The sequence below is a fragment of the Achromobacter animicus genome, from assembly GCF_902859585.1.
Classification (GTDB): Bacteria; Pseudomonadota; Gammaproteobacteria; order Burkholderiales; family Burkholderiaceae_B; genus Achromobacter; species Achromobacter animicus.
On the sequence record NZ_CADIJM010000001.1, the window covers coordinates 923,514 to 944,931 of the forward strand.

19 protein-coding genes are annotated in these 21,418 nt (G+C 66.5%); 13 read left to right on the top strand and 6 right to left on the bottom strand.

Features of this window, described 5'->3' with window-relative positions; translation table 11 throughout:
- Positions 1-66 precede the first annotated feature (66 nt).
- Both HV681_RS04200 and HV681_RS04205 read left to right on the top strand, forming a co-directional pair.
- The gene (locus HV681_RS04200; RefSeq protein WP_175121845.1) at positions 67-462 is read left to right on the top strand and encodes a RidA family protein; all 396 of its coding nucleotides are present in this window, start codon (positions 67-69) and stop codon (positions 460-462) included.
- 1 nt (position 463) lies between these two features.
- Entirely contained in the window at positions 464-1,615 is a 1,152-nt protein-coding gene (locus HV681_RS04205; protein WP_175121846.1) for an oxidoreductase, read from the top strand.
- Between the two features lie 113 nt (positions 1,616-1,728).
- Here HV681_RS04205 and HV681_RS04210 read toward each other — a convergent pair whose 3' ends face one another.
- Positions 1,729-3,102, bottom strand: a complete 1,374-nt coding sequence (locus HV681_RS04210) for an amidase (protein WP_175121847.1) — start codon at positions 3,100-3,102, stop codon at positions 1,729-1,731.
- 57 nt (positions 3,103-3,159) lie between these two features.
- Positions 3,160-4,113 carry a tripartite tricarboxylate transporter substrate binding protein gene (locus tag HV681_RS04215; RefSeq protein WP_175121848.1) on the bottom strand — a complete coding sequence of 318 codons (954 nt, stop codon included), beginning with the start codon at positions 4,111-4,113 and terminating at the stop codon, positions 3,160-3,162.
- A 156-nt stretch (positions 4,114-4,269) separates the two neighbouring features.
- Here HV681_RS04215 and HV681_RS04220 point away from each other — a divergent pair, with 156 nt between their 5' ends.
- From HV681_RS04220 to HV681_RS04240, 5 genes are all read left to right on the top strand, one after another.
- Positions 4,270-5,151, top strand: coding sequence for a LysR substrate-binding domain-containing protein (locus tag HV681_RS04220; protein ID WP_175121849.1), 882 nt, complete (start codon positions 4,270-4,272; stop codon positions 5,149-5,151).
- Between the two features lie 162 nt (positions 5,152-5,313).
- Positions 5,314-5,814, top strand: coding sequence for a hypothetical protein (locus HV681_RS04225; protein WP_175121850.1), 501 nt, complete (start codon positions 5,314-5,316; stop codon positions 5,812-5,814).
- A 174-nt stretch (positions 5,815-5,988) separates the two neighbouring features.
- On the top strand, positions 5,989-6,495 hold the full coding sequence (locus HV681_RS04230; protein ID WP_175121851.1) for a sigma-70 family RNA polymerase sigma factor: 507 nt from the start codon (positions 5,989-5,991) through the stop codon (positions 6,493-6,495).
- Positions 6,496-6,542: 47 nt separating this feature from the next.
- Positions 6,543-7,577 carry a FecR domain-containing protein gene (locus HV681_RS04235; protein WP_175121852.1) on the top strand — a complete coding sequence of 345 codons (1,035 nt, stop codon included), beginning with the start codon at positions 6,543-6,545 and terminating at the stop codon, positions 7,575-7,577.
- 135 nt (positions 7,578-7,712) lie between these two features.
- Complete coding sequence (locus HV681_RS04240; RefSeq protein ID WP_175121853.1) at positions 7,713-10,118, top strand: TonB-dependent siderophore receptor; 2,406 nt, start codon at positions 7,713-7,715, stop codon at positions 10,116-10,118.
- Between the two features lie 51 nt (positions 10,119-10,169).
- Here HV681_RS04240 and HV681_RS04245 read toward each other — a convergent pair whose 3' ends face one another.
- A complete protein-coding gene (locus tag HV681_RS04245) occupies positions 10,170-10,967 on the bottom strand; it encodes an AraC family transcriptional regulator (RefSeq protein ID WP_175121854.1) in 798 nt (265 codons plus the stop codon).
- A 217-nt stretch (positions 10,968-11,184) separates the two neighbouring features.
- Here HV681_RS04245 and HV681_RS04250 point away from each other — a divergent pair, with 217 nt between their 5' ends.
- From HV681_RS04250 to HV681_RS04260, 3 genes are read left to right on the top strand one after another with little or no spacing between them, the layout of a single operon-like run.
- Entirely contained in the window at positions 11,185-12,153 is a 969-nt protein-coding gene (locus tag HV681_RS04250; protein WP_254594880.1) for a Bug family tripartite tricarboxylate transporter substrate binding protein, read from the top strand.
- Positions 12,146-13,027, top strand: coding sequence for a PhzF family phenazine biosynthesis protein (locus HV681_RS04255; protein WP_175121855.1), 882 nt, complete (start codon positions 12,146-12,148; stop codon positions 13,025-13,027). Before HV681_RS04250 ends, HV681_RS04255 begins: the two co-directional genes overlap by 8 nt.
- Positions 13,015-13,515, top strand: a complete 501-nt coding sequence (locus tag HV681_RS04260; RefSeq protein WP_175121856.1) for a RidA family protein — start codon at positions 13,015-13,017, stop codon at positions 13,513-13,515. Before HV681_RS04255 ends, HV681_RS04260 begins: the two co-directional genes overlap by 13 nt.
- 90 nt (positions 13,516-13,605) lie before the next feature.
- Here the strand turns inward: HV681_RS04260 and HV681_RS04265 are convergent, their stop codons facing one another.
- Positions 13,606-14,157 carry a Dps family protein gene (locus tag HV681_RS04265; RefSeq protein ID WP_175121857.1) on the bottom strand — a complete coding sequence of 184 codons (552 nt, stop codon included), beginning with the start codon at positions 14,155-14,157 and terminating at the stop codon, positions 13,606-13,608.
- A gap of 158 nt (positions 14,158-14,315) precedes the next feature.
- Between HV681_RS04265 and HV681_RS04270 the strand changes: the two genes are divergently transcribed.
- On the top strand, positions 14,316-15,494 hold the full coding sequence (locus HV681_RS04270) for an MFS transporter (RefSeq protein WP_175121858.1): 1,179 nt from the start codon (positions 14,316-14,318) through the stop codon (positions 15,492-15,494).
- A 1,165-nt stretch (positions 15,495-16,659) separates the two neighbouring features.
- On the opposite strand, the gene HV681_RS04275 is transcribed toward HV681_RS04270, so the two are convergent.
- Positions 16,660-16,872 carry a YbdD/YjiX family protein gene (locus HV681_RS04275; protein ID WP_105238611.1) on the bottom strand — a complete coding sequence of 71 codons (213 nt, stop codon included), beginning with the start codon at positions 16,870-16,872 and terminating at the stop codon, positions 16,660-16,662.
- Positions 16,873-16,893: 21 nt separating this feature from the next.
- Entirely contained in the window at positions 16,894-18,981 is a 2,088-nt protein-coding gene (locus HV681_RS04280; RefSeq protein WP_175121859.1) for a carbon starvation CstA family protein, read from the bottom strand.
- Positions 18,982-19,295: 314 nt separating this feature from the next.
- Between HV681_RS04280 and HV681_RS04285 the strand changes: the two genes are divergently transcribed.
- Positions 19,296-20,720 (top strand): cache domain-containing protein, encoded by a 1,425-nt coding sequence (locus HV681_RS04285; RefSeq protein WP_175121860.1) that lies wholly within the window; start codon positions 19,296-19,298, stop codon positions 20,718-20,720.
- Positions 20,717-21,373: a response regulator gene (locus HV681_RS04290; protein WP_175121861.1), complete on the top strand. Its 657-nt coding sequence runs from the start codon at positions 20,717-20,719 to the stop codon at positions 21,371-21,373. Before HV681_RS04285 ends, HV681_RS04290 begins: the two co-directional genes overlap by 4 nt.
- Positions 21,374-21,418 lie beyond the last annotated feature (45 nt).

Here is a 21,418-nt window from a genome sequence, read left to right on the forward strand (position 1 = left end):
ATTGTCTTCACTCGCCGGCATCTCACTCCTCCAACCCCGCCGGCCATAGATGAAGGAATTCGCATCATGCTCAAACAAGTCATCACGCAGCCCGACAACTACGCGCCTTTCCTGCTGTCGCAAGGCATCCAGTTCGGCAATCTGCTCTTCATATCGGGTCAGGCAGGCGCCGCCGACGATGGGAAGATCGTGGACGGCGGCTTTCTGGCGCAAGGCGCGCAGGCCTTCCAGAACCTGCGCCGCGCGCTGGAAGCCGGCGGTTCCAGCTTGAAAGACGTCATCAAGGTCACGATCTTTGTCACCGATATGGGGCATTTCGACGACGTGGTGGCGCTGCGCCGCAAGTTCTTCTCGGCGCCCTACCCGGCCGACACCATTGCCGAAATCAAGGCCCTGTACGATCCGGCCGCGATGATCGAGATCGAAGCCATCGCGGCGGTCCGCCAACCGGAGGGCCAGTGACATGACCACGCTCGACAATCGTCTGCAGACCGACGCGCCGACGCTTCCCGCCATGCTGTTCACGCCGCTGCGCGTGGGCGCGCTGAACCTGCCCAACCGGCTGGCCGTCGCGCCCATGACACGCGTCAGCGCCACGGCGGACGGCCGAGCCACGGCGCAGATGGCCGACTACTACGAGGCCTTCGCCGCTGGCGGCTTTGGCCTGGTGATTACCGAAGGCATCTATACGGACAAGGCGCATGCGCAGGGCTACCTGTTCCAGCCCGGTCTGGCGGACGATGCGCAGCGTGAGGCATGGCAACCCGTGGTGGACCGTGTGCATGCGCGGGGTGGCCGCATCATTGCGCAGCTGATGCATGCGGGCGCGCTGTCGCAGGGCAATCCGCATCGGTCCCGGACCAAGGGACCTTCGGCCGTGCAGCCGGCGGGACAGCAGATGACCTTCTACCGCGGCCAAGGGCCTTACCGGATGCCGGAAGCGATGACGATCGATGAGATTGCCGAGGCGGTCGACGGCTTTGCGCAGGCGGCGCGCCGGGCGCAGGCGGCGGGATTCGACGGCGTGGAGATACACGGCGCCAACGGCTATCTGCTTGATCAGTTCCTCACTGCCCACACCAACCTGCGCGAGGATCGCTACGGCGGCAGCGTGGAAAACCGCCTGCGTCTGACCTTGGACGTAATCCAGGCGGTGCGGCAGTCGACGACAGCGGACTTTGTCGTGGGCGTGCGCAGTTCGCAGGGCAAGGTCAACGACTTCACCCACAAGAGGACGGGCGGCCAGAACGAGGCCGCGCGGATCTTCAGCACGTTGGGCACGCAGCCCATCGATTACCTGCACACCACCGAGTTCGAGGCCTGGCGCCCCGCATTCGGCGAGGACGGTCCAAGCCTGGCGGCGCTGGCGCGCAAGCATGTCCCGGTGCCGGTGCTGGCCAATGGTTCGTTGCATGACGCCACGCGGGCCGAAGGCCTGATCGCCCGGCAGGAGGCGGACTTCGTTTCGCTGGGACGCGGCGCGCTCACGCATGCCGACTGGCCGGCCAGACTGCGCACCGGCCAGCCACAGGAGGAATTCGACCGGGGCCTGCTTGCGCCGATTGCCGACCTGGACAACGCGGTCCGCCATCGCGCGCAGGCTCAGCCTGCGTGATCAGCCGGCGAGATCCCGTGGACGCGATCAATCGGCGAGAGAGGTCGGCGTGATCAATCGCTCACGCCGGCCGGGTCTGTTTGCCGCGCCGACCCGGCCCCGCCGGCAGCGGCTCAGCGCGCAGGCCGCAATGACTGATGGATCCACGTCCCGATGCCGGTGATCTCGGCATCGCCATGCGCCATCCCCATCACCTGCAACCCCAGAGGCAAGCCATCGACGGCCATCAGCGGCACGTTGATCGCGGGCGCGCCCAGCAGTGACGACGCGCACGCAAAGGAAACGTCGCCCGTCGGGTATTTGCTGTCGCGGATGTCCGCCGCGATGGGCGCCGCGCCGCAGGCATTCAGACTGACGAGCGCATCGCACTGCGTGGCCAGGGCCGCCAGGCACTGGCGCGCGTGTTCACGCAGCAGCAGGCATTCGCGGTACTCGGCCAGCGTCATGCCGCGCCCGCTTTCCAGTTGCCGCACCAGGCTGGGACCCAGCGTGTTCGGATGGTTGGCGACCAGATTGGCCAATGACCAGCGCTGCTCCCACGAGATCAGCCGCAGCGACAGGGGCGCCGCTTGCGAGATGGCGCGCTCCAGTGCGTCGACCAGCAGCGAATCGCCGCGCCGGAGGATCGTCACGCCCTGCCCGGACAGCTTGTCCAGGCTGGCCTCGAACGCCGCACGGGCATTCGGTTCCGCGCGCGCCCAGCCCTCGGTTTCCAGCGCGACCAGCCGCGTGGGCTTTTGGGCTGCCGGCGGATGCAGCGGACCATACAGGCCCGGATGTCCCGGGTCGCCGCCCGCGCGCTGAGCGATTTCGGCGGCCGCCGTCCACATGTCCTCGACGGAATTGGCGTGGATGCCGATATGGGCCTGGCTCAGCCCCAGCCGCTCGCCGCGATTGAGCGCGCCGAACGTCGGCTTCAAGGCCCAGTTGCCGTTGTAGCTGGCGGGCCGCAGGACGGAGCCCACGAGCTGCGAGCCGATGGCCATGGGAACCATATTGGCGCCCACGACGGCGGCCGACCCGCTGGACGAGCCGCCCGGCGTGCGGCGGGGATCGAACGGATTGGTCGTCGGACCGGGGTCGAGAAACCCCAGCGCCGTGGTGACCGTCTTGCCCAGAATGATCGCGCCGGCATCGCGCAGCGCGCGCACGACGGCGCTGTCGTTCTTGGGGAAGTTGCCGTCAAAGGCGGCGCAGCCCATCTGCGTCGGCATGTCGCGCGTTTCGATCAGGTCCTTGATGCCGACGGGCATGCCGTCGATCGCCGAAAGCGGACGGCCGTCTCGGTAGCGCTGGGCGCTGGCGTCGGCCGCGGCGCGCGCGCCCGCTTCGTTCAGGACGACCCAGCCCTTGAGCTGGCCCTCCCGCGTGGCGATCACCTCCAGGCAGCGTTCCAGGTAATCCCGTGGCGTGTCGCGGCGGTCGGCAAAGTTGGCGCGGGCGTCATGAAACGTCAGCGCGGTGTGGGTGCTGGGATCGTAGGTCAAGGGGTGGCTCCGGTGGTCTTATTCGCGGCATTATTTCGCGGCATTGATTCGCTGCATTTATTCGCTGCTTTTGATGCCGAGGGTCCGAATTAATGCGCTCCATCGGGCATATTCGGCGCGGAAGAACGTATCGAATTCGGCCGGCGTGCCCGGCTGCACCAGCAGATTGATGCCCTTTAAGCGCTCCTGGATCGCGGGTTCGGCCAGCACCTCGTTCAGGTCGCGGTTGATCTTCAGCTTGATGTCGTCGGGAAGGCCGGCGGGCGCGAACAGTCCGTACCAGGCCTCCAGGCGCAGGCCGGGCAAGCCGGCCTCGGGGGCATCGGGCACGGCGGGCAGCGCTTCCAGGCGCTGCGGCGACGCCACGGCGTAGGCGTTGAGCTTGCCGCCCTTCACATGGTTGATGACGTTGCCCGACGCGAACTGCACCAGCAGGTCGACCTCGCCACCGATAGCGGCCATCGAGGCCTCGAGCGCGCCCCGGTAAGGCACGTGCATCACGTCCACGCCGGCCTCGCGCTTGAAGATCTCGGTGAATAGCTGCAGCGACGAACCTGAGCCGTTGGACGCGTAGGTGTACTTGCCCGGTTCGGCGCGGAAGCGTTTGATCAGCGTGGCCAGATCGGCATCGTCGATGCCGGGCCGGGTCAGGACCAGGACCGGCAGGCTGCCGATCTTGCCGATACGCGCCAGGCCATTTTCGACATCCAGCTTGGCATTCGGATTCAAGGCGGGCAGCGTGGCCAGTTCGTTGAAGGTCAGCATCAAGGTGTAGCCATCGGGCTTGGCGCGGGCCACGTAGTCGGCGCCGATGAGGGTGCCCGCGCCCGGCTTGTTCTCCACCACGACGGCTTGGCCCCAGCGCTGCGCAAGCCGCGGGCCGATCAGGCGGGCAAGAATGTCGGCGGTGCCGCCGGGCGTGGTCGGCACCACGATGCTGACGGGCCGCTGCGGATAGTCGGCCGCCGCCGCGGTTCCGGCCAGCGCCGCGGCGCCGCAGAGGGCGGCCATTCCGATCCGTCGAACCAACGTTCTGAACATGAATTTCCCCTTGTGCTGTTCTTGGCCGCGAACTCAGGCGGCTGTGCCATCTTGTGCGCTTGCGGGGCGGGGTTCAAACGACTTTATCTATGGCACACTTAACTTTTTGTTAACCGAACCGCCGCGATGACCGCCCTGCCTCCGCTCAATGCGCTGCGCTGTTTCGAGGTCGTCGGCCGCCTGGGCAGCATCACCAGCGCTGCCGAGGAACTCAGCGTGACGCCCGCCGCCGTCAGCCGCCAGATCCGCCTGCTGGAGGAACACCTGGGGCTCCGCCTGTTCCTGCGCCAGCACCGCCGCATCGTGCTGACCACCATGGGCGCGGGGTATCACGCCGATATCGCGCGGTTGTTCGGCGGGCTGCAGCGCGCAACGTCCGAACTGGGCGAGCGCTCGCGCCGGCGCCAGTTCGTCATCAAGGCGCCGCACAGCGTGGCCATGCGCTGGCTGCTTCCGCGCCTTTCCGGATTTCACCGCCAATATCCCGACATCGACGTCAAGCTCCACACCGCCGTGGACCCGCCGGATTTCGAGCGTGAGGAAGTCGACGCCGGCATCTGCATGGGCGATGGCCGGTGGCGTGGCCTCGTCAGCTACAAGCTGATGGTCAATGAGTTGCTGCCGGTCTGCATCCCCGACAAATGCGCCCGGCTGCGCACGCCCGCGGATCTCAAGGGCGAGATCCTGCTGCATACGCTGGCGCGGCCCGACTATTGGGAAATCTGGCTGCGGGCGGCCGGCCTGACAGAGATCGATGTGTCGCGCGGCTTGCGCTACGAGTCGTCCGCGCTGGCCTACGAGGCCGCGTTGGAAGGCTACGGCGTGGCCATTGCGCAAAAGCCCCTGGTGCAGAAGGAACTGGACGAAGGCCGCCTGGTTGCGCCGTTCGACCTGACGGTGGATCTGGGCGCACAAAGCTATTACTTCGTGCTGCCGCCGGAGGATTACCGCAGGCCCTCGCCCGAGCTCACGCAGTTTCGCGCCTGGGCCGAGTCGTGCGCGATCTAGCTGGCGCGGCATAGCCTACGGCGCAATCGCCGTGCCGCGCTGCGTGACAACCGTGCCACCCGTGCCACCCGCCCTGCCCGCGCATTAGGCTACAGTGCAGGGTCGCCCTCAAGGCCTGCGGCGTCATCGCCGCGCATCAACGAATCCAGGAGCAGTACCGCAGTGAACGACACTTCCACGCCGGACACCGATATTTCCGACGCGCCCAAGGAACAGGAAGCCAGGCTCTGGCGCGACGACGGCTGGACCGCGCGCGTCATCAAGAACGAAGACGACGACGGCTGGGCCGTCGAAATGACGCTGGACGGACAGGCCGAGCCCGCGCTGGTCGGCCCGTGGACCATGGGCCGCGACAAGAAGAACCCCAAGCCGCTCGACGCGCCGGCCTTCCACACCCTGGTCAAGACGGCCAACGAAGTCCTGCGCCGCCACGAGCAGCAATTGCACGCCACGCTGCACAAAAGCGTGAAGATCGACACCGACGAAGGTCGCCTGACCATCAAGCTGGACATCGTGCCCGACGAGGACGAGCCCTATGCCACGCTCAGCGCCTACGACGAATTCGGCGATCAGCTCGCGCAGATCCGCGTGCCGCCGACGTACAAGCTCAACGTGCAGCGGGCGTCGGAATGGGCAGCGGGCGGCTTCGCCAGGCAGAGCTGATATTCCCGGCCTGTGAAGACTCCGGCCGAGCACGCGCCACAGCGTGCTCAGGCTGGCGGCTGCCGGGTAGTGAGCTGCCGCTTGTCGTCACATCGCGGCTTCTCTTAGAATGCGGATGATTCTCATTTTTCACGGTGCCGGGATTCTCCAGCCCCGCGACGCGCTGGAGGCAGAATGTCCGCGACTGAGTTTGCAGTGCCGCAACAGGGCATCGATGTCCTGTACGCGAATCACCATGGCTGGCTGAAAGGATGGCTGCGGCGGCGGCTGGGAAATTCATCCGATGCTGCCGATCTTGCGCACGACACCTTCATGCGCCTGCTGGTCCGCGGCGACACCGTCGAGGTGCGCGAGCCGCGCGCGCTGCTCACCACCGTGGCCCAAGGCGTGGTGTCCAATTTCATGCGGCGCCGCAGGATCGAAGAAGCCTACCTGGCCACCCTGGCCGACCTGCCCGAGCTTGAAACGCCCGGCCCCGAAACGCGCGCCATCCTGCTTGAAACCCTGGTCGAACTGGACCGCCGCCTGGATACGTTGGCCGCTCCCGTGCGCCGGGCGTTCCTGCTGTCTCAGTTGGAAGGCATGAAGCAGGCCGACATCGCCGCCACGCTGAACGTCTCCCTGGCCACCGTGCAGCGCTATATCGCTAAGGCCGCGCACCTTTGCTTCTTCGGCGCCTGAGCATCGGCACGGCCGCAGCCGCCTGTATCAAGAACGCCCCCTTACCCATGCCCAACTCGCCCGCGGACTCAAGCCCGACGGCCTTCCCCCAGCTTGAGGGCCCGCCCTTGCCCGCCAGCGTCAGTCTGCGCGCCGTGGACTGGCTGGTCGCCCTGCAGGCGCCCGACGCCAGCGACGCCACGCGCGAGGCCTGCCGGCGCTGGCGCGAGGCAGACCCCGACCACGAGCGCGCCTGGCGGCACATCGAGACCTTTGGCCAGCAGTTGCGCGGATTGAACACGCCGCTCGTACGCGGCGCGCTGACGCGCGAGGGCCGGAACCGTCCCGCGCGGCGCCAGGCCGTCAAGGCGCTGGCGGTGGCGCTGTTTGCCGGCGGCGGCGCCTGGCTGGCGCGCGATAACCTGTGGCGCGGCTGGCTGGACTGGCAGTCCGATCACCACACTGCAGCCGGAGAACGCACGAGCATCCTGCTGGCCGACGCCAGCCGCATCGACCTGGACACGGCAAGCGCCATCGATGTCCGGTTTGACGGCTCGCAGCGCCTGGTCCGCCTGCTGCACGGCCAGATCCTGATCGCCACCGCGCCCGACCCGGCATCCCAGGCAGGGCGCCCTGCCCGTCCTTTTCTGGTGGAAACGGCGCAAGGCCGCGTGCGCGCCCTGGGCACACGCTACGGCGTGCGCCAGTTCCCTGGCCGCAGCCACGTCGCGGTGTTCGAGGGCGCCGTGGAGATCCGCCCCGAACACCAGGCGGATGCGCCGCGCGTCATTCACGCGGGCGAACAGGCGTCGTTCACCCGCGACGCCGTCGGCACCACGCGGGTGGCGGACCCGCGCGATGCGTCATGGTCCGTGGGCATGCTGGTCGCGCAGGACATGCCGCTGTCCGACTTCATTGCGGAGCTTGCCCGGTATGTGCCCGGCCGGCTGGCCTGCGACCCCGCTGCCGGCCGCCTGAAGGTCTCGGGCATCTATCCGCTGGACGACACCGACCGGGTGCTGGACATGCTGCGCCGGACGCATCCGATCGAGGTCGACCAGGTGACGCGCTATTGGATCACCGTGCGCCTGCGTGACGCCTAGCGCCGCGCAGGCCGCCTCGACTCGCCGCGCTATTCATCGACCCCAAAAATTTTTCGCGCCAACATGAGGGGTTTCCGTTTCCCAAGTGGCAAACCTAATAGAAGCCACATTTTTTCACCGGAAACCGGACCTATCATGCCCCCCCGTCAATCTCGGCGCGCCGCGCGCCTCATCGCACGCAATACCCTCGCGCTGGCGGCAAGCCGCGCCCTCTGGCTCGCGGCATCGGGCATCGCCCTGTCGGCCGGAACGGATGCCGTACAGGCCCAGGCCAGCGCGAAAAGCTACGCGATCCCCGCCGGATCGCTGGAAAGCGCCCTGACCCGCTACGCCCTCGAAAGCGGGTTGATGTTGTCCTATTCGGCCACCGACATCTCGGGCAAGCGCAGTCCCGGCTTGCAGGGCAGCTTTGACGCGCCCGAGGCGCTGGCCAGGCTGCTGGCAGGCACCGGACTGGCTGCCCGGCCACAGCCGAATGGCGGCTACATCCTGCGTCCGGTGCCCGGCAGTCAGCCGGGCCAGGACGCCGCGCAGACCCTGCCCGCGGTGACGGTGACGGGCGTTGCCGAGGAATCCGCTTTCGGCCCGGTGCAAGGGTTTGTGGCCCGGCGCAGCGCAACCGCCACCAAGACAGACACGGCACTGCATGAAACGCCTCAGTCCGTATCGGTGATTCCGCGCGACCAGGTTGTCGCGCAGGCGGCGGACTCCCTGGACCAGGCATTGGGCTACACCGCCAGCGTCCAGTCGCTGGAAGGCGGGGCGCTCAGGCACATCGGCACGGGCTTCACGATCCGTGGCTTCAACGTGACCGGCGCGGCTCCGTTGTACCTGAACGGCACCAAGTTCCCCATCAACTCGCTCAGTGGCGCCATCGAGCCCTACAACTTCGAACGCATCGAGCTGCTCAAGGGGCCGGCCTCGATCCTGTACGGGCAGGCCGCACCCGGCGGCATCATCAATCTGGTCAGCAAGCGCCCCACGGCGGAGCCGCTGCGCGAGCTCGAATTGCAGACCGGAAGCTGGAACAAGAAGCAAATTGCGATGGACCTGGGCGGTCCGGTCACCGAGGACGGCAATGTCCGCTATCGCCTCACCGGACTGGCGCGCAACAGCGACAGCATGGTCGACTACATCAACAACGACCGCACCTCGCTGGCCGGCGCGCTGGAGTGGCAGATCAGCGATGCCACGCTGATCACGTTCCTGGCCAGCTACAGCCGCACCGATAGCCCCTACGATGTGGGCAAGCCCCTGGAAGGCACCCTGCTGCCCAACCCCAACGGCCGCATTTCGCGCACGCGCTTCGTTGGCGAACCGGACTTCGACCGCTATGTCACAAAGGGCGCCACGCTGGGCTACCTGCTCGAACACAAGCTGAACGACGACTGGAAGGTGCGCCAGAATCTGCTGACCTACAAGCAGCGGGCCGACAATCAGTACGCCGGGGTAGACACGCGCGTGGACGCGTCGGACCCGGCCCTGGCCACCCGCTATGCCCTGACGCGGTACGACACCGACAAGGGGCTGGCCGTGGACAACCAATTGCTGGGCAAGCTGCGCCACGGCAGCTTTGAACACACGCTGCTGTTCGGCATCGACTGGAGCAAGAACGAGTTCTCGCGCGCCCAGAGATCCGGCTCCATCGCGCCGCTGAACCTGTACCACCCCGTCTATGGCGCCCGGCCGGACCTCGGCCCCACCGGTTATGGCGAAGACAGCACGCGCCAGCTGGGCTTCTACGCGCAGGACCAGATCAAATTCAACGAACGCTGGATCGCGCTGCTGGGCGGGCGCTACGACTCCGTGCGTACCGAGTCGACGCCGGGCACGGGCGCACAAAACTCCCACGCCTTCACGCCGCGCGTCGGCCTGATGTATCTGTTCGACAACGGCTTGGCGCCCTACTACAGCTACAGCAAGTCGTTCCAACCCGTGATGGGACTGGACTTCGCCGCCAATCCCTTCAAGCCGACCACGGGCGTGCAGCACGAGATCGGATTGAAGTACGAACCCAAGGGCGTGGATGCGTCGATCACGTTCGCGCTCTACGAAATCACCCAACGCAATGTCCTGACCAGCGACCCCAATCATGTGGGGTTCCTGGTGCAGACAGGCGAAGTCCGCTCGAAAGGCGCGGAAATCGAGGCCCGGGCCAGCCTGAACCGGCAACTGGACCTGGTGGCCGCCCTGGCAACGACGGACGCGCGCGTGGTCAAAAGCAATTTCGGCAACGAAGGAGCGCGGCCCGAATCGGTTCCTCGCAACATGGCATCGCTCTGGATGGACTACCGGTTTTCGTCCGTGCCGGGCCTGAGCGCGGGCGTGGGCGTGCGCTATGTGGGCCGGCAGGAAATCAACGAAATGCCGATACCGTCGTACACCACGTATGACGCCGCGGTGCGCTATCAACTGGACAAGTGGCAGTTCGCGCTGAACGTGAAGAACCTGGCCAACAAGACCTACGTGGCCGCGTGCCCCTACACCTGCTATTACGGCGACGAGCGCAACATCACGCTGACGGCGCGCGTCAACTGGTAGGCCGCGTTCGTGTCGCAAACCGGGATTCGCGCCGCCCCGCTGCCTGCCCGTTCAGGGTTGCGTGGCGATGCCGGTTTCTGATGAAGGATCGACCGCGCGCAGCAGCCGGCCCAGGTGGCCGCTGCTGGAAAAACCCAGTTCGGCGCTGACTCTTGCCGCCGGTTCGCCCATCGCAAGCCGCTGGCGCGCGGCCTGCGCCAGGACCATGCGGCGCAATGAAATCGGAGACTGGCCGTAGGTCTCCATGCAGGCGCGCTGCAGCGTACGGGTGGTGGCGCCGAGCACGCTGGCCGAATCGGCGATCGCCGGCAACGGCTGCCCCGCTTCCAGCCGCTCGCGCAACAGTTCCAGCCATTGCCGCGCCAGCGGTAGCGGCGCCTGCGGCGTAATGATCTGACCGTGGATCCGGTGCGTCGCATCCAGTTGGGTGATCAATGCCTCCACCAGCATCGGCAACGCCGACGCCGACAACGCCGGCTTCCAGAGCGCATCCAGCATGGCCTGCGCCGCGCCATCCAATTGCAGCACGCCCCCCGCCCGGCAGGCCCGAAGCAATTCCGGAGCCAGATAGAGTTCGCCGTGCTGTTGCGAGATGCTCTCGGCGCGCGTGCTGTGCTCGACATGAGACGGCAGCAGCAACGCCTGGCCCCGCACCAGCCGACAGCGGCGGCGGGCGCCCGCCTCGTCCCGCCAGGCGCTGTCCAGGGCGCCGGCACGCGGCCAAAGCAGCATGGCGCAGTCGTGCTCATGCCAATGGAAGGCATAGCGCGGCTGCCGGCTGGCCGCCAGAGCGAAACCTGTCTGGGCGATGAGGTCCTGTTTGGAGGAAAGCGGGACGGAACGCGACATGGGGATTGCGGGCGTGTGGTGCGCTGGGCGTTGCCCGGCAACGGCAAGATTGGGCGTTGGGCCAGTATCGGCGCGCGGCCGTTTTCATGCAAGCCTGGCGCGGGCGCGTGGTTTCCGTTGTCGCGCTTGGGATCAGCTTCTGTCGCGTCGCGGTTCGCCGCCAGCTCGGCCGCTGCCTACGATCTGGGTCATTCCACAAACACACAAGGGAAAATCCATGATCCGCACACTTCCGTCGGCGTTGCTGTCCGCCGCCCTGCTTGCCCTTCCGCTGGCCAGCGCCCTGGCTCAACCCGCCTGGCCGGACAAGCCGATCACGCTGATCGTCCCCTTCCCGGCTGGCGGCGGCACGGATCTGGTGGTGCGCACGCTGCAGCCGGCGTTGACGCGCGAATTAAAGCAGACCGTGATCATCCAGAACGCCGGCGGCGCGGGCGGCACCGTGGGTTCGGGCCAGGCCGCACGCGCCAAGCCGGACGGCTACACCGCGCTGGCCGTCACGACCAGCACCACCGCGCTTGCCGCCCACCTGTACAAGAACCTGCCGTACAAGCCGGCCCAGGATTTCGATTACATCGGCTTCATCGGGACGTCGCCCTATGTGCTGGCAGTGCAGCCGGCCCTGAAGGCGGCCACACTTCCCGAAGTGGTCGGCGCGTTGAAAGCGCGCTCCGTCGGCACGTATGCGTCGGTGGGCGCCGGTACGGTGTCGCACCTGCTGGGCGAGATGTTCAAGAAGGACGAGAAACTGGATCTGACGCACGTTCCCTACCGTGGCGCGGCGCCCGCCTACACGGATCTGATCGGCGGTCAGGTCGACATCATGTTCGATAACCCCGTGGGCCTGGCGCCCTTCGTGCAGAGCGGCAAGCTGATTGCGGTGGCGACCACCAGCGCCACCCCCATCCTGCCCAACGTCCCCACCTTCGCGGCCCAGGGCATGCCGGCCTACACGCAATCGCTCTGGTACGGCCTGGCCTTTCCCAAGGGCACGCCGCCGACCATCGTGGAAAAGATGAACCTTGCCCTGAATACGGTGCTGCGGGACCCGGCCATTGCCGCCGATCTGGCCGCCAAGGGCGTGGACGTCAAACCCGGCACGGCAGAGGCGCTGACCCAAACCGTCTCACAAGACCTCGCCTTCTGGGGCGACCTCATCACCAAGACCGGAGTCCAGTTTGACTGACCTTCACCCCAACCTCGTCCCCGCCCAGCCTCCCGCCGGCCAGGCGGCCCTGCTGCGCGTATTCGTCGATCCGTCCCAGCCCCTGCAAGGCGGAAATCCGGTGCCGTTGGTGCTTGACGCGCGCGGCATGTCGGCGGCCGACATGCAGGCGCTGGCCGCGCATCACGGCCACGAGTCGTCCTTCGTGGTGCCGGCCGACCGCGATGACCACCTGTGCCAACTGCGATTCTTCGTGCCCGGCCACGAAATGGAGATGTGCGGCCACGCGACCGTAGGGACGCTCTGGGCGCTGCGGCAATGGCAACGCTGGAGCACGCCGCGCGCCCGCGTTCAGACCCTGAGCGGCAGCGTGGACATCGAATGGGACGAGGCTGGCAATCGCGCCTGGGTGTCGCAACCAGCCGTCGCCACATCCGCGCTCACGCCCGCGCAATGCCGCGCGATCGCCACCGTGCTGCGTATCGACCCCCACTTGCCGGGCCTGCACATGATCAATGCCAGCACCAGCCGCGTGAAGACGTTGGTGCGATTGCCGGCCGTGGCCGACCTGGATGCCTTGGCGCCGGACTTCGATGCGATGCGGGACATCTGCGAAGCCATTGGCTCAACCGGCCTCTACCCTTATGCGCTGAGCGCGGACGGCGCCAGCGCGCGGCAATTTCCCAAGGCGTCCGGCTACCCCGAGGATGCCGCCACCGGCATCGCCGCCGCGGCCTTGTGGGGTTACCTGAACGAGACGGGCAGCGTGCCGGCGGACGGGGTGTACACGGTCCGCCAAGGCGTGGCCATGGGCTCGCCGTCGGCGATCCAGTTGCGCCGGCGCGCGGACGCCCCCGGCTGTTGGCTGAGCGGCGAGACGCAATGGATACGGTGACCGCTGGCGGCACGCCCGACTCCCGGCTGGCTGCGGCCGGCTGGCGCCTGCCCGCGGCGCCCGTTCCGCGCGGCGCCTATGCGCTCTACCACTTGGCGGCCCTGACCGGCGCAACACTGGTCTGCATCAGCGGCCAGGCCAGCCGGCGGGACGGCACACCGATCGTGGGGATATGCCGGCCTGGCGCCGATCTGGACGCCGCCCGCTCCGCCTGTGCACACGCGGCGCTGAGTGCGCTGAGCGCCCTGCGCGAAGCCTGCGGCGGCAATTTGGACCGCGTGCGCGCCGTGCTGCAATTGCGCGGCTATCTGCGCAGCGAGGCGGAATTCGAAGACCACAGTGCGGTGCTGGACGGTGCATCAGCAGTGCTGGAAGCGGCATTCCCGCACATGCCGAGTCCGGCACGCAGTGCGGTGGGAGTAACCAGCCTGCCCGGCCGCAGTTGGGCGGAAATCGAAATCAGCGCGCTGCTGGACGACCGCGGCTGACCCCGCCGAGCCAACCCGCCCGCGCTGTCGGGCGGGCGGCACTGATACGACGATAACGGTACGGCTGCCCCGCCGCTTCGGCGGCCAGACTCAATGCCCCGTCGCGTCACCCTGACGACTGGCTTCGAACAGGAACCACGTGCGCCGCTCGGTCTCGTCGATCCAGTTTTCGATCAGGCTGGAACTGGCGATGTCGCGATGCTCGTCGGTGACGTTGTGGGCTTCGCGCAGCGCGGCCGCCAGGACCTTGTTGTCTTCGCGCAGTTCGGCCAGCATGTCCAGCGGCTGCACGTAGTCGGCGTCGTTGTCGGCAATGCGCTGCGACCGCGAAATATGCCCGATGGACCGCAGGGTGGTGCCGCCAATCTTGCGGATGCGTTCGGCGAGAGGGTCGGTCATGGCGAACAGCTGATCGCCCTGCTCGTCCAGCAGCAGGTGATAGTCCCGGAAGTGGGGACCGCTGATGTGCCAATGAAAATTCTTGGTCTTCAGATACAGCGCAAACACGTCGGCCAGTATCTGGTTCAGCGCCGCGGAGATGTCGCGGGTAGCCTCAGCGGCGAGGTCGGTGGGCGTCGCCAGCGGCGCCTTGCGGCGGTCCTTCAGCGCCTTGGTGGTCTTCTCATTCAGTTTCTTGGCCATGAATCGCAGCTCCTGGTTAGAAATCGGAAAACACGTTCGCGGCGTACTTGCAGCCGGCCGCGAGGCACAGCGTAAATCTCCGGCTGCGCTTTGCCAATGGCCGGCACAGCGAAGGAGTATGCTACGCCGCTTCGCATCTCCCAGCTTCCCTCACCACCATGCGCGGCAATCCCGACGCCAGGCAAGGCGCCATCGCGTTGCACGGGTTCTATTTCCTGTACTACGGCTTGCAGGGCGTAAGTATCCCGTTTCTGCCGTTGTGGTTCGCGAGCCGGGGACTGGACCCGGCGCTGATCGGGCTGATCGTCGCCACGTCGTTCCTGCCCAAAATCCTGTCGACGCCGATCGTGGCGCACGTGGCGGACCAGACAGGTCGCGCTCACGCGCTGATCGCATCGGCGCTGGCGGCATCGCTGGCGCTTTTCCTGTGCTATCCGTTCAGCCAGAGTTCAGCTTTGCTGCTGGCAATCACGTTGCTGCTGAACGCGGTGTTTCCCGCCGTCCTGCCGCTGATGGACCGGATGGCGATTGCAAGCGGGCGGGGACAAGGCAATTCCTATACGGTGATGCGCGCGTGCGGGTCGCTGGGATTTGCGACGGTGACGTTGGCGGGCGGCTATCTGATCAAGACGTTCGACACGGACTGGGTGATGTGGCTGTCGATCCTGCTGATCGTCGCGTGCCTGGCCTGCGTGCGCCTGCTGCCGCGGGCAGCACGGCCAGCGGCGGTTGACGCCCCCGTCGATCGCGTACGCCTGCCGATGCGAGAGGTCCTGCGCGACCGCCCTTTGTTGATGTGCATCGCGGCCGCGTCGCTGGTGCAGGCGAGCAATGGCTTTCTGTATTCGTACTCCACGCTGCATTGGACCGCGAACGGGTTGTCGACGGCGATGATCTCGCTGCTGTGGGTGGTGGGGGTGACCAGCGAAGTTCTGTTCTTTTTTCTAGCGCCGCGCATTTTGGCTCGCACGGGTGCGCAATGGCTGATTCTGACATCGGCCGTCATGACCGCCATTCGCTGGACGGGACTGTCCGCCACCACGGATCCTGCGATTATCGCGGGCCTGCAATTGCTGCAATGCTTCACCCTGGCGGGCAACAACGCCGCGATCATGTGGTACATCACTCGCCGCGTACCGGCGGCATGCAAGACGTCCGCCATCGCGTTGTATGCGTTGCTGTCGGGCGGCGTGTTCATGTTCGCCAGCATTCAGATTGGCGGCGCTCTGTACCGGGCCTATGCACCTGGCGGGTTCCTGGTCATGGCGATATGCGCGGGCGGCGCAGTGCCGCTGGTGATTTGTTCTGAGAAGCTACGGAAGCGGGGTATCGAGTGACGGCAGTATCTTTTTCGAGATTTTTATATCTACGCATGTGATTTTTTGGTGTGTGTTTTTGGGGTTTGACGGGTACGGATTGCTGGCGATGGTCGGCGTTCTTGGGACGCCCGGCGCGGCGTGGGCCTGGGGTGGGCGGGGCTCCGATTGCGGTCCGGAGCCTTCGCTCCGGACTGCCCCTTCGTCATCTTCGTCCGCCTTCGGCTCCCTTCAGATTCCCTCGGGCGCATCTAAACGCCCCGCCCACCCCAGGCCCACGCCACACCGGGCTCGGATTGCTTGATCTTTGCGGGCGCTGGGGCGAGTTGGGTTCTTTAGGTTCTTGCATACGGCGGGGTGGTCGAGAAGCGTCTTGCGGTGCCCGCCCCCGGGCGGCCGCGCGGGCGGCCTTCGTGGGCTTACGCGTCGTCTTACGTCGTGGCGATGACGCTTCGCGTGTGGCGGCTTCTGGGCGAGGTGTCTGACACCCTCGTGAGATGGGCGTCATGCTGAGTTCACCTCCACAGGGTGTCAGACACCGGCAGCAGCAACCACCGGCACATTTGTAAGACTGATTCGGGTGTCTGACACCCGAATCATCAGCGCCATTTGATCTGCTATCCATTAATCGTCAATTGAACTCCAGTGCCCGATGGGCGGCGCGCGTACGGGTTGGCAAGCTGACATTGTCCGTCGCCGCGCACCGCCCATCACCGCCCCCCCCCGTATTGGAGCGCCCATTAGCAACCACCTCCCCGCCAGCGCGCAAGCGACACCGCCCCGACGTCCCACCGCCCATATGCCGGGTTGCCGCCGTCCGGGCGGCAGCAACCCGGCGACCCCGCAAATCCCCTTCCCTGCACACAGGTCTTGTAGCGCGCAAACCAAAGACCCTGGTAGCACGGCGTCGCGGTCACCGGGGAGGCGAGCGCCGTCGATGCGCCCGAGGGAATCTGAAGGCAGTCGCCGAAGGCGACAACGAAGATGACGACGGGGGAGTCCGGAGCGAAGGCTCCGGACCGCAATCGTGGGCGATCGCCTCCCCGGTGACCGCGGCGTCGGGCGACCTACGAAGTCCGTAACGCCCACGAAAAACCTGACGCTACGAAGTCAGCGACGCCCCAGAAAAAACCAACGTCCAAACAAAAAAAGGCCCTGCATCAGCAAGGCCTTCCATCCAAAACACTCAGCAGCACCCAATCCGCTTCTTCCCCCCGTATCGCGCCTCCTGGCGCTCCCGGAAGAAATCCTCATAGCTCATTGGCTCCTGCTCAGGATGCGTCCGCCGCATATGCTCGACATACGTCTCGTAATCCGGCACGCCAACCATCAACCGGAGCGTCTGCCCCAGATACCGGCCGGCGGCGCCGGCCGCTGAAGTCATATTGCTGAACAGCATGCGGCTTCTCCTGGATGAAGGTCAGTCCGCGCCAGCCGCAGCGGCTGCGGGCAGCGATTCGTAAGGCGTTTCGCGGGACGTCGGCTTGTTCTCGTTGCGGGCGCGCTGCACCGACTTCAAGCCGAACACCACGATGCTCACCACGACAAAGATGAAGATCGCGCACAGCCCGGCGTTGATGTAGTCGTTCATCACCACCCGCGACATCTCGCCCAGCGACTTCGCCGGCGCCAGCACCTTGCCTTCGGCAATCGCGGCGTTGTACTTGTCGGCGTGGGCCAGGAAGCTCACGCGCGGGTCCGAATGGAACAGCTTCTGCAGACCGGCCGTCAGCGTGCAAGCCAGCAGCCAGAGCGTCGGCAGCACCGTCACCCATGCATAGCGGTCGCGCTTCATCTTGAACAGGACCACCGTGCCCAGCGTCAGCGCAATCGCGGCCAGCATCTGGTTGGCGATGCCGAAGAGCGGCCACAGCGTGTTGATGCCGCCCAGCGGATCCACCACGCCCTGATACAGGAAGTAGCCCCACGCCGCCACGCACAGGCCCGTGGCGATCAGGTTGGCCGGCAGCGAATCCGTGCGCTTGAGCGACGGGGCGAACGTGCCCAGCAGATCCTGCAGCATGAAGCGGCCCGCGCGGGTGCCGGCGTCAACGGCCGTCAGGATGAACAGCGCTTCGAACAGGATGGCGAAGTGATACCAGAAGGCCATCATGCCCGGACCGCCCAGCGCCTGATGCAGGATGTGGGCCATGCCCACCGCCAGCGTCGGGGCGCCGCCGGCGCGCGAGATGATCGTGCTTTCGCCTACGTCCTTGGCCGTCTGCACCAGATCGGCCGGCGTGATCACGAAGCCCCAGCTCGACACCACCTGGGCGACCTGCTCAGGCGACGTGCCGATCACGGCCGCCGGGCTGTTCATTGCGTAGTAGATGCCCGGCTCGATCACGCAAGCCGCGACCAGCGCCATGATGGCGACGAACGATTCCATCAGCATGCCGCCGTAACCGATGTAGCGCGCCTGGGTTTCGTTCTCGATCAGCTTGGGCGTCGTGCCCGAGGAGATCAGCGCGTGGAAGCCCGACACCGCGCCGCAGGCGATGGTGATGAAGAGGAACGGGAACAGGTTGCCCGACCACACCGGACCGGTGCCGTCGACGAATTGCGTCAGCGCGGGCATCTTCAGTTCGGGGGCCACGACCACGATGCCGATCGCCAGACCGACGATCGTGCCGATCTTCAGGAAGGTCGACAGGTAGTCACGCGGGGCCAGCAGCAGCCACACGGGCAGCACCGAGGCGATGAAGCCGTAGACGATCAGGATCCAGGTCAGGCCCTTGCCGTCGAAGTCGAACATCGGGCCGATGACCGGATGCGCGGCCACGTCCTGACCGAACGTGATGGCCGCCATCAGGCCGACGAAGCCAATGATGGAAACTTCGCCGATCTTGCCCGGACGGATGTAGCGCAGGTACACGCCCATGAAGAGCGCGATGGGAATGGTCGCGGCCACCGTGAAGGTGCCCCACGGCGAGTGCGTCAGCGCCTTCACGACGATCAGCGCCAGCACGGCCAGGATGATGACCATGATCATGAACGCGCCGAACAGCGCGATCACGCCCGGGATCTTGCCCAGTTCCGACTTGACCAGGTCGCCCAGCGAGCGGCCGTCGCGGCGGGTCGAGATGAAGAGGATCGTGAAGTCCTGCACGGCGCCGGCGAACACGACGCCGGCCAGGATCCACAGCATTCCCGGCAGGTAGCCCATCTGCGCGGCCAGCACCGGTCCGACCAGGGGGCCCGCACCGGCGATGGCGGCAAAGTGGTGGCCGAACAGCACGTGCTTGTTGGTGGGCACGTAGTCCAGACCGTCGTTGTACTTCCAGGCCGGCGTCATGCGCGTCGGGTCAAGCTGGAAGACCTTGCGCGCGATGAAGCGGCTGTAGTAACGGTAGGCGATGAGATAGACGCAGACGGCGGCAATCACCACCCATAGCGCGTTGATGGTCTCCCCTCTGGCCAGCGCCACGGTGCCCAGCGCAAACGCGCCCAGTACCGCAACCGCCAGCCAGACCAGGTGCTGACCCAGTCCCTTACTGCTGGTGTGCATAAGTGCTCCTCTTGCCTCCCGCCATGCTCTTGGCGTGAAACGCTTTTTTCGTCCCGCGGAAGGCAGACTCATTGTTGTGGGGTGGCGGACACAGGCGTCCGCGCTGCGTCAGGTCGACGCGGGCGCCAGTATTGCGCTCTGGCCATCGCGCCAACAAGCGCGGAACTACGCAAGCGAGCTACGTGTTACTACGTCATGCGCCGCAGCAAATTTCCGTGGAAACCGTAAAATCTCCGAACTTTCCGCGTTCCCGCCTCGATACCCTTCCGGTTGATGCGTCGCAGCAAATTCGCTTCGGCCTGATACAAATCCTTATGAAGCTGCGTCTCAAAATCTTGCTGCTTGCGGCAGTCCCGCTGCTGGTGGCCGTCGCCGCCATCACGGTCGCCGTCTACGTGCAGGGATTGCAGTTGGCGCAGCGCGAAAAACAGGTGGTCGAAACCGCCTGGCTGGCCAGCAAGGAAGGCGAGCTGCGTCATTACGTGAACCTGGCGTACAGCGCCATCGCGCCGCTGCAGGCCGCAGGCGACGACGCGGCGACGCGCCAGCGTGCGCTGGACCTGCTGGCGCAGATGGAGTTCGGCCACGACGGCTACTTTTTCGTCTACGACCTGCAGGGCAAGAACCTGATGCATCCGCGCCAGCCCGAGCTGGTCGGGCAAGACCTTTGGAACCTGCGCGACACCAAGGGCCAGGCCGTCATCCAGAACCTGCTGACGGCCGCCCGGCGCGGCGGGCAGCAAGGCGAGGTGGTGCATTACCTCTGGGAAAAACCGTCCACCAACCAGACCGTTGAAAAGCTCGGGTACGTGGTGGTGCTGGAACGCTGGGGCTGGATGCTGGGCACCGGCATCTACCTGGACGACGTGCAAGAGGCCCTGGTGCGCATCGACGCCGCGGCGCAGGCCAATATCCGCGACATGTTCGCGTGGGTGGCGGGCATTGCGGCTGTATCCATCCTGGGCGTGGCCGCCTGTGGTCTGGCCCTCAATATCAGCGACCATCGCCAGTCCGACGCCAAGCTGCGGCTGATGGCGCGCCAGATCGTGCGGTCGCAGGAAGACGAGCGCGCCCGCCTGTCGCGGGAACTGCACGACGGCATCAGCCAGGTGCTGGTGTCGGTAAAACTGTCGCTGGAGGCCGCCCGCGAGCGGCTACGCCAGTCGCACTCGGACGATTCGCGCGCGCTTGCGCACATCGACACGCCGCTGGGCGGCGCGCTGGACCGTCTGAACATGGCGGTGGGCGAGGTCCGCCGCATTTCGCACAATCTGCGTCCCACCCTGCTCGATGACCTGGGCCTGCCCGCCGCGCTGGAGCATCTGGGCCGGGAATTCGCCATCCGCCCCGAGGACGGCGCCCCGCCGCTGGCGGTGGACCTGCACACGGTCGGCCAGCCGGTGAAGCTGCCCGACGCCTACGCGACGGCGCTGTTCCGCGTGACGCAAGAGGCGCTGACCAACGTCATGCGCCATGCCGGCGCCACGCGCGCGGATCTGACGCTGGCGTATTCGGCGCGCGACCTGCGCCTGACCATCACCGATGACGGCTGCGGCTTTGACGACGCCGAGGTCCAGCAGGACCCGCATCGCGGCATCGGCCTGCGCAACATGCGAGAACGCATGAGCGCGCTGTCCGGCACCCTGACCTTTCATTCCACCGCGCAAGGCACGACCTTGCAGGCCTGGCTTCCCCTGCCGCCTCCCGGCGGCCCCCTTCCGACGCCTCCCCAAGCATGATCGACAAACCCGACGCCGTCCGCCTTCTGCTGATCGATGACCACCCCCTGGTGCGCGACGGCCTGCGCCTGCGCCTTGAAACCGTGCCGACGTTGCGGGTAGTAGGTGAAGCCAGCAACGCCGCGGCCGCGCAGGCTTTTCTGGCCGCCTGCATGGCTGAGGATCCGCAGGGCGGCACCCTTCCCCATCTTGCGCTGATGGACCTGAACATGCCCGGCGTCGGCGGCCTGGAGCTGACGGCGCTGCTGCACGAGCGCTATCCGCAGATCGCGGTGCTGGTGCTGTCCATGCACGACAACCCCGAGTACATGGTGCAGGCGGTCAAGGCCGGCGCCCGTGGCTATCTGCTCAAGGATGAGCCCGCGCAGGAGATCATCACCGCCATCGACGCCGTCATGGCCGGCCGCAGCTATTTCAGCGCTGCAGCGGCCGTGCGGCTGTCGCAGGCCAGCGCCCTGGCCACGTTGCTGACGCACCGCGAGCGCGACGTGCTGCGCCACATCGCCGACGGCCATGCCAACAAGCAGATTGCGCAGACGCTGGGATTGTCGGTGCGCACCGTCGAGACGCACCGCCTGAACATCAAGCGCAAGCTGGGCATCGACGGACAGGCCGAACTCATCAAGTACGCGGTCGAAAACCGGGGCGTCTGAACGCAGGAAATACCCCCACACGCCACGGGTAAGCCCGCGGTCCGC

Coding starts and splice junctions, on each gene's coding strand:
- HV681_RS04245 (WP_175121854.1), bottom strand. CDS start 10,967: ATGTCGCGTTCCGTCCCGCTTTCCTCCAAACAGGACCTCATCGCCCAG.
- HV681_RS04265 (WP_175121857.1), bottom strand. CDS start 14,157: ATGGCCAAGAAACTGAATGAGAAGACCACCAAGGCGCTGAAGGACCGC.
- HV681_RS04235 (WP_175121852.1), top strand. CDS start 6,543: ATGCCCAACTCGCCCGCGGACTCAAGCCCGACGGCCTTCCCCCAGCTT.
- HV681_RS04230 (WP_175121851.1), top strand. CDS start 5,989: ATGTCCGCGACTGAGTTTGCAGTGCCGCAACAGGGCATCGATGTCCTG.
- HV681_RS04200 (WP_175121845.1), top strand. CDS start 67: ATGCTCAAACAAGTCATCACGCAGCCCGACAACTACGCGCCTTTCCTG.
- HV681_RS04215 (WP_175121848.1), bottom strand. CDS start 4,113: ATGGCCGCCCTCTGCGGCGCCGCGGCGCTGGCCGGAACCGCGGCGGCG.
- HV681_RS04290 (WP_175121861.1), top strand. CDS start 20,717: ATGATCGACAAACCCGACGCCGTCCGCCTTCTGCTGATCGATGACCAC.
- HV681_RS04220 (WP_175121849.1), top strand. CDS start 4,270: ATGACCGCCCTGCCTCCGCTCAATGCGCTGCGCTGTTTCGAGGTCGTC.
- HV681_RS04285 (WP_175121860.1), top strand. CDS start 19,296: ATGAAGCTGCGTCTCAAAATCTTGCTGCTTGCGGCAGTCCCGCTGCTG.
- HV681_RS04250 (WP_254594880.1), top strand. CDS start 11,185: ATGATCCGCACACTTCCGTCGGCGTTGCTGTCCGCCGCCCTGCTTGCC.
- HV681_RS04270 (WP_175121858.1), top strand. CDS start 14,316: ATGCGCGGCAATCCCGACGCCAGGCAAGGCGCCATCGCGTTGCACGGG.
- HV681_RS04240 (WP_175121853.1), top strand. CDS start 7,713: ATGCCCCCCCGTCAATCTCGGCGCGCCGCGCGCCTCATCGCACGCAAT.
- HV681_RS04260 (WP_175121856.1), top strand. CDS start 13,015: ATGGATACGGTGACCGCTGGCGGCACGCCCGACTCCCGGCTGGCTGCG.
- HV681_RS04275 (WP_105238611.1), bottom strand. CDS start 16,872: ATGCTGTTCAGCAATATGACTTCAGCGGCCGGCGCCGCCGGCCGGTAT.
- HV681_RS04205 (WP_175121846.1), top strand. CDS start 464: ATGACCACGCTCGACAATCGTCTGCAGACCGACGCGCCGACGCTTCCC.
- HV681_RS04280 (WP_175121859.1), bottom strand. CDS start 18,981: ATGCACACCAGCAGTAAGGGACTGGGTCAGCACCTGGTCTGGCTGGCG.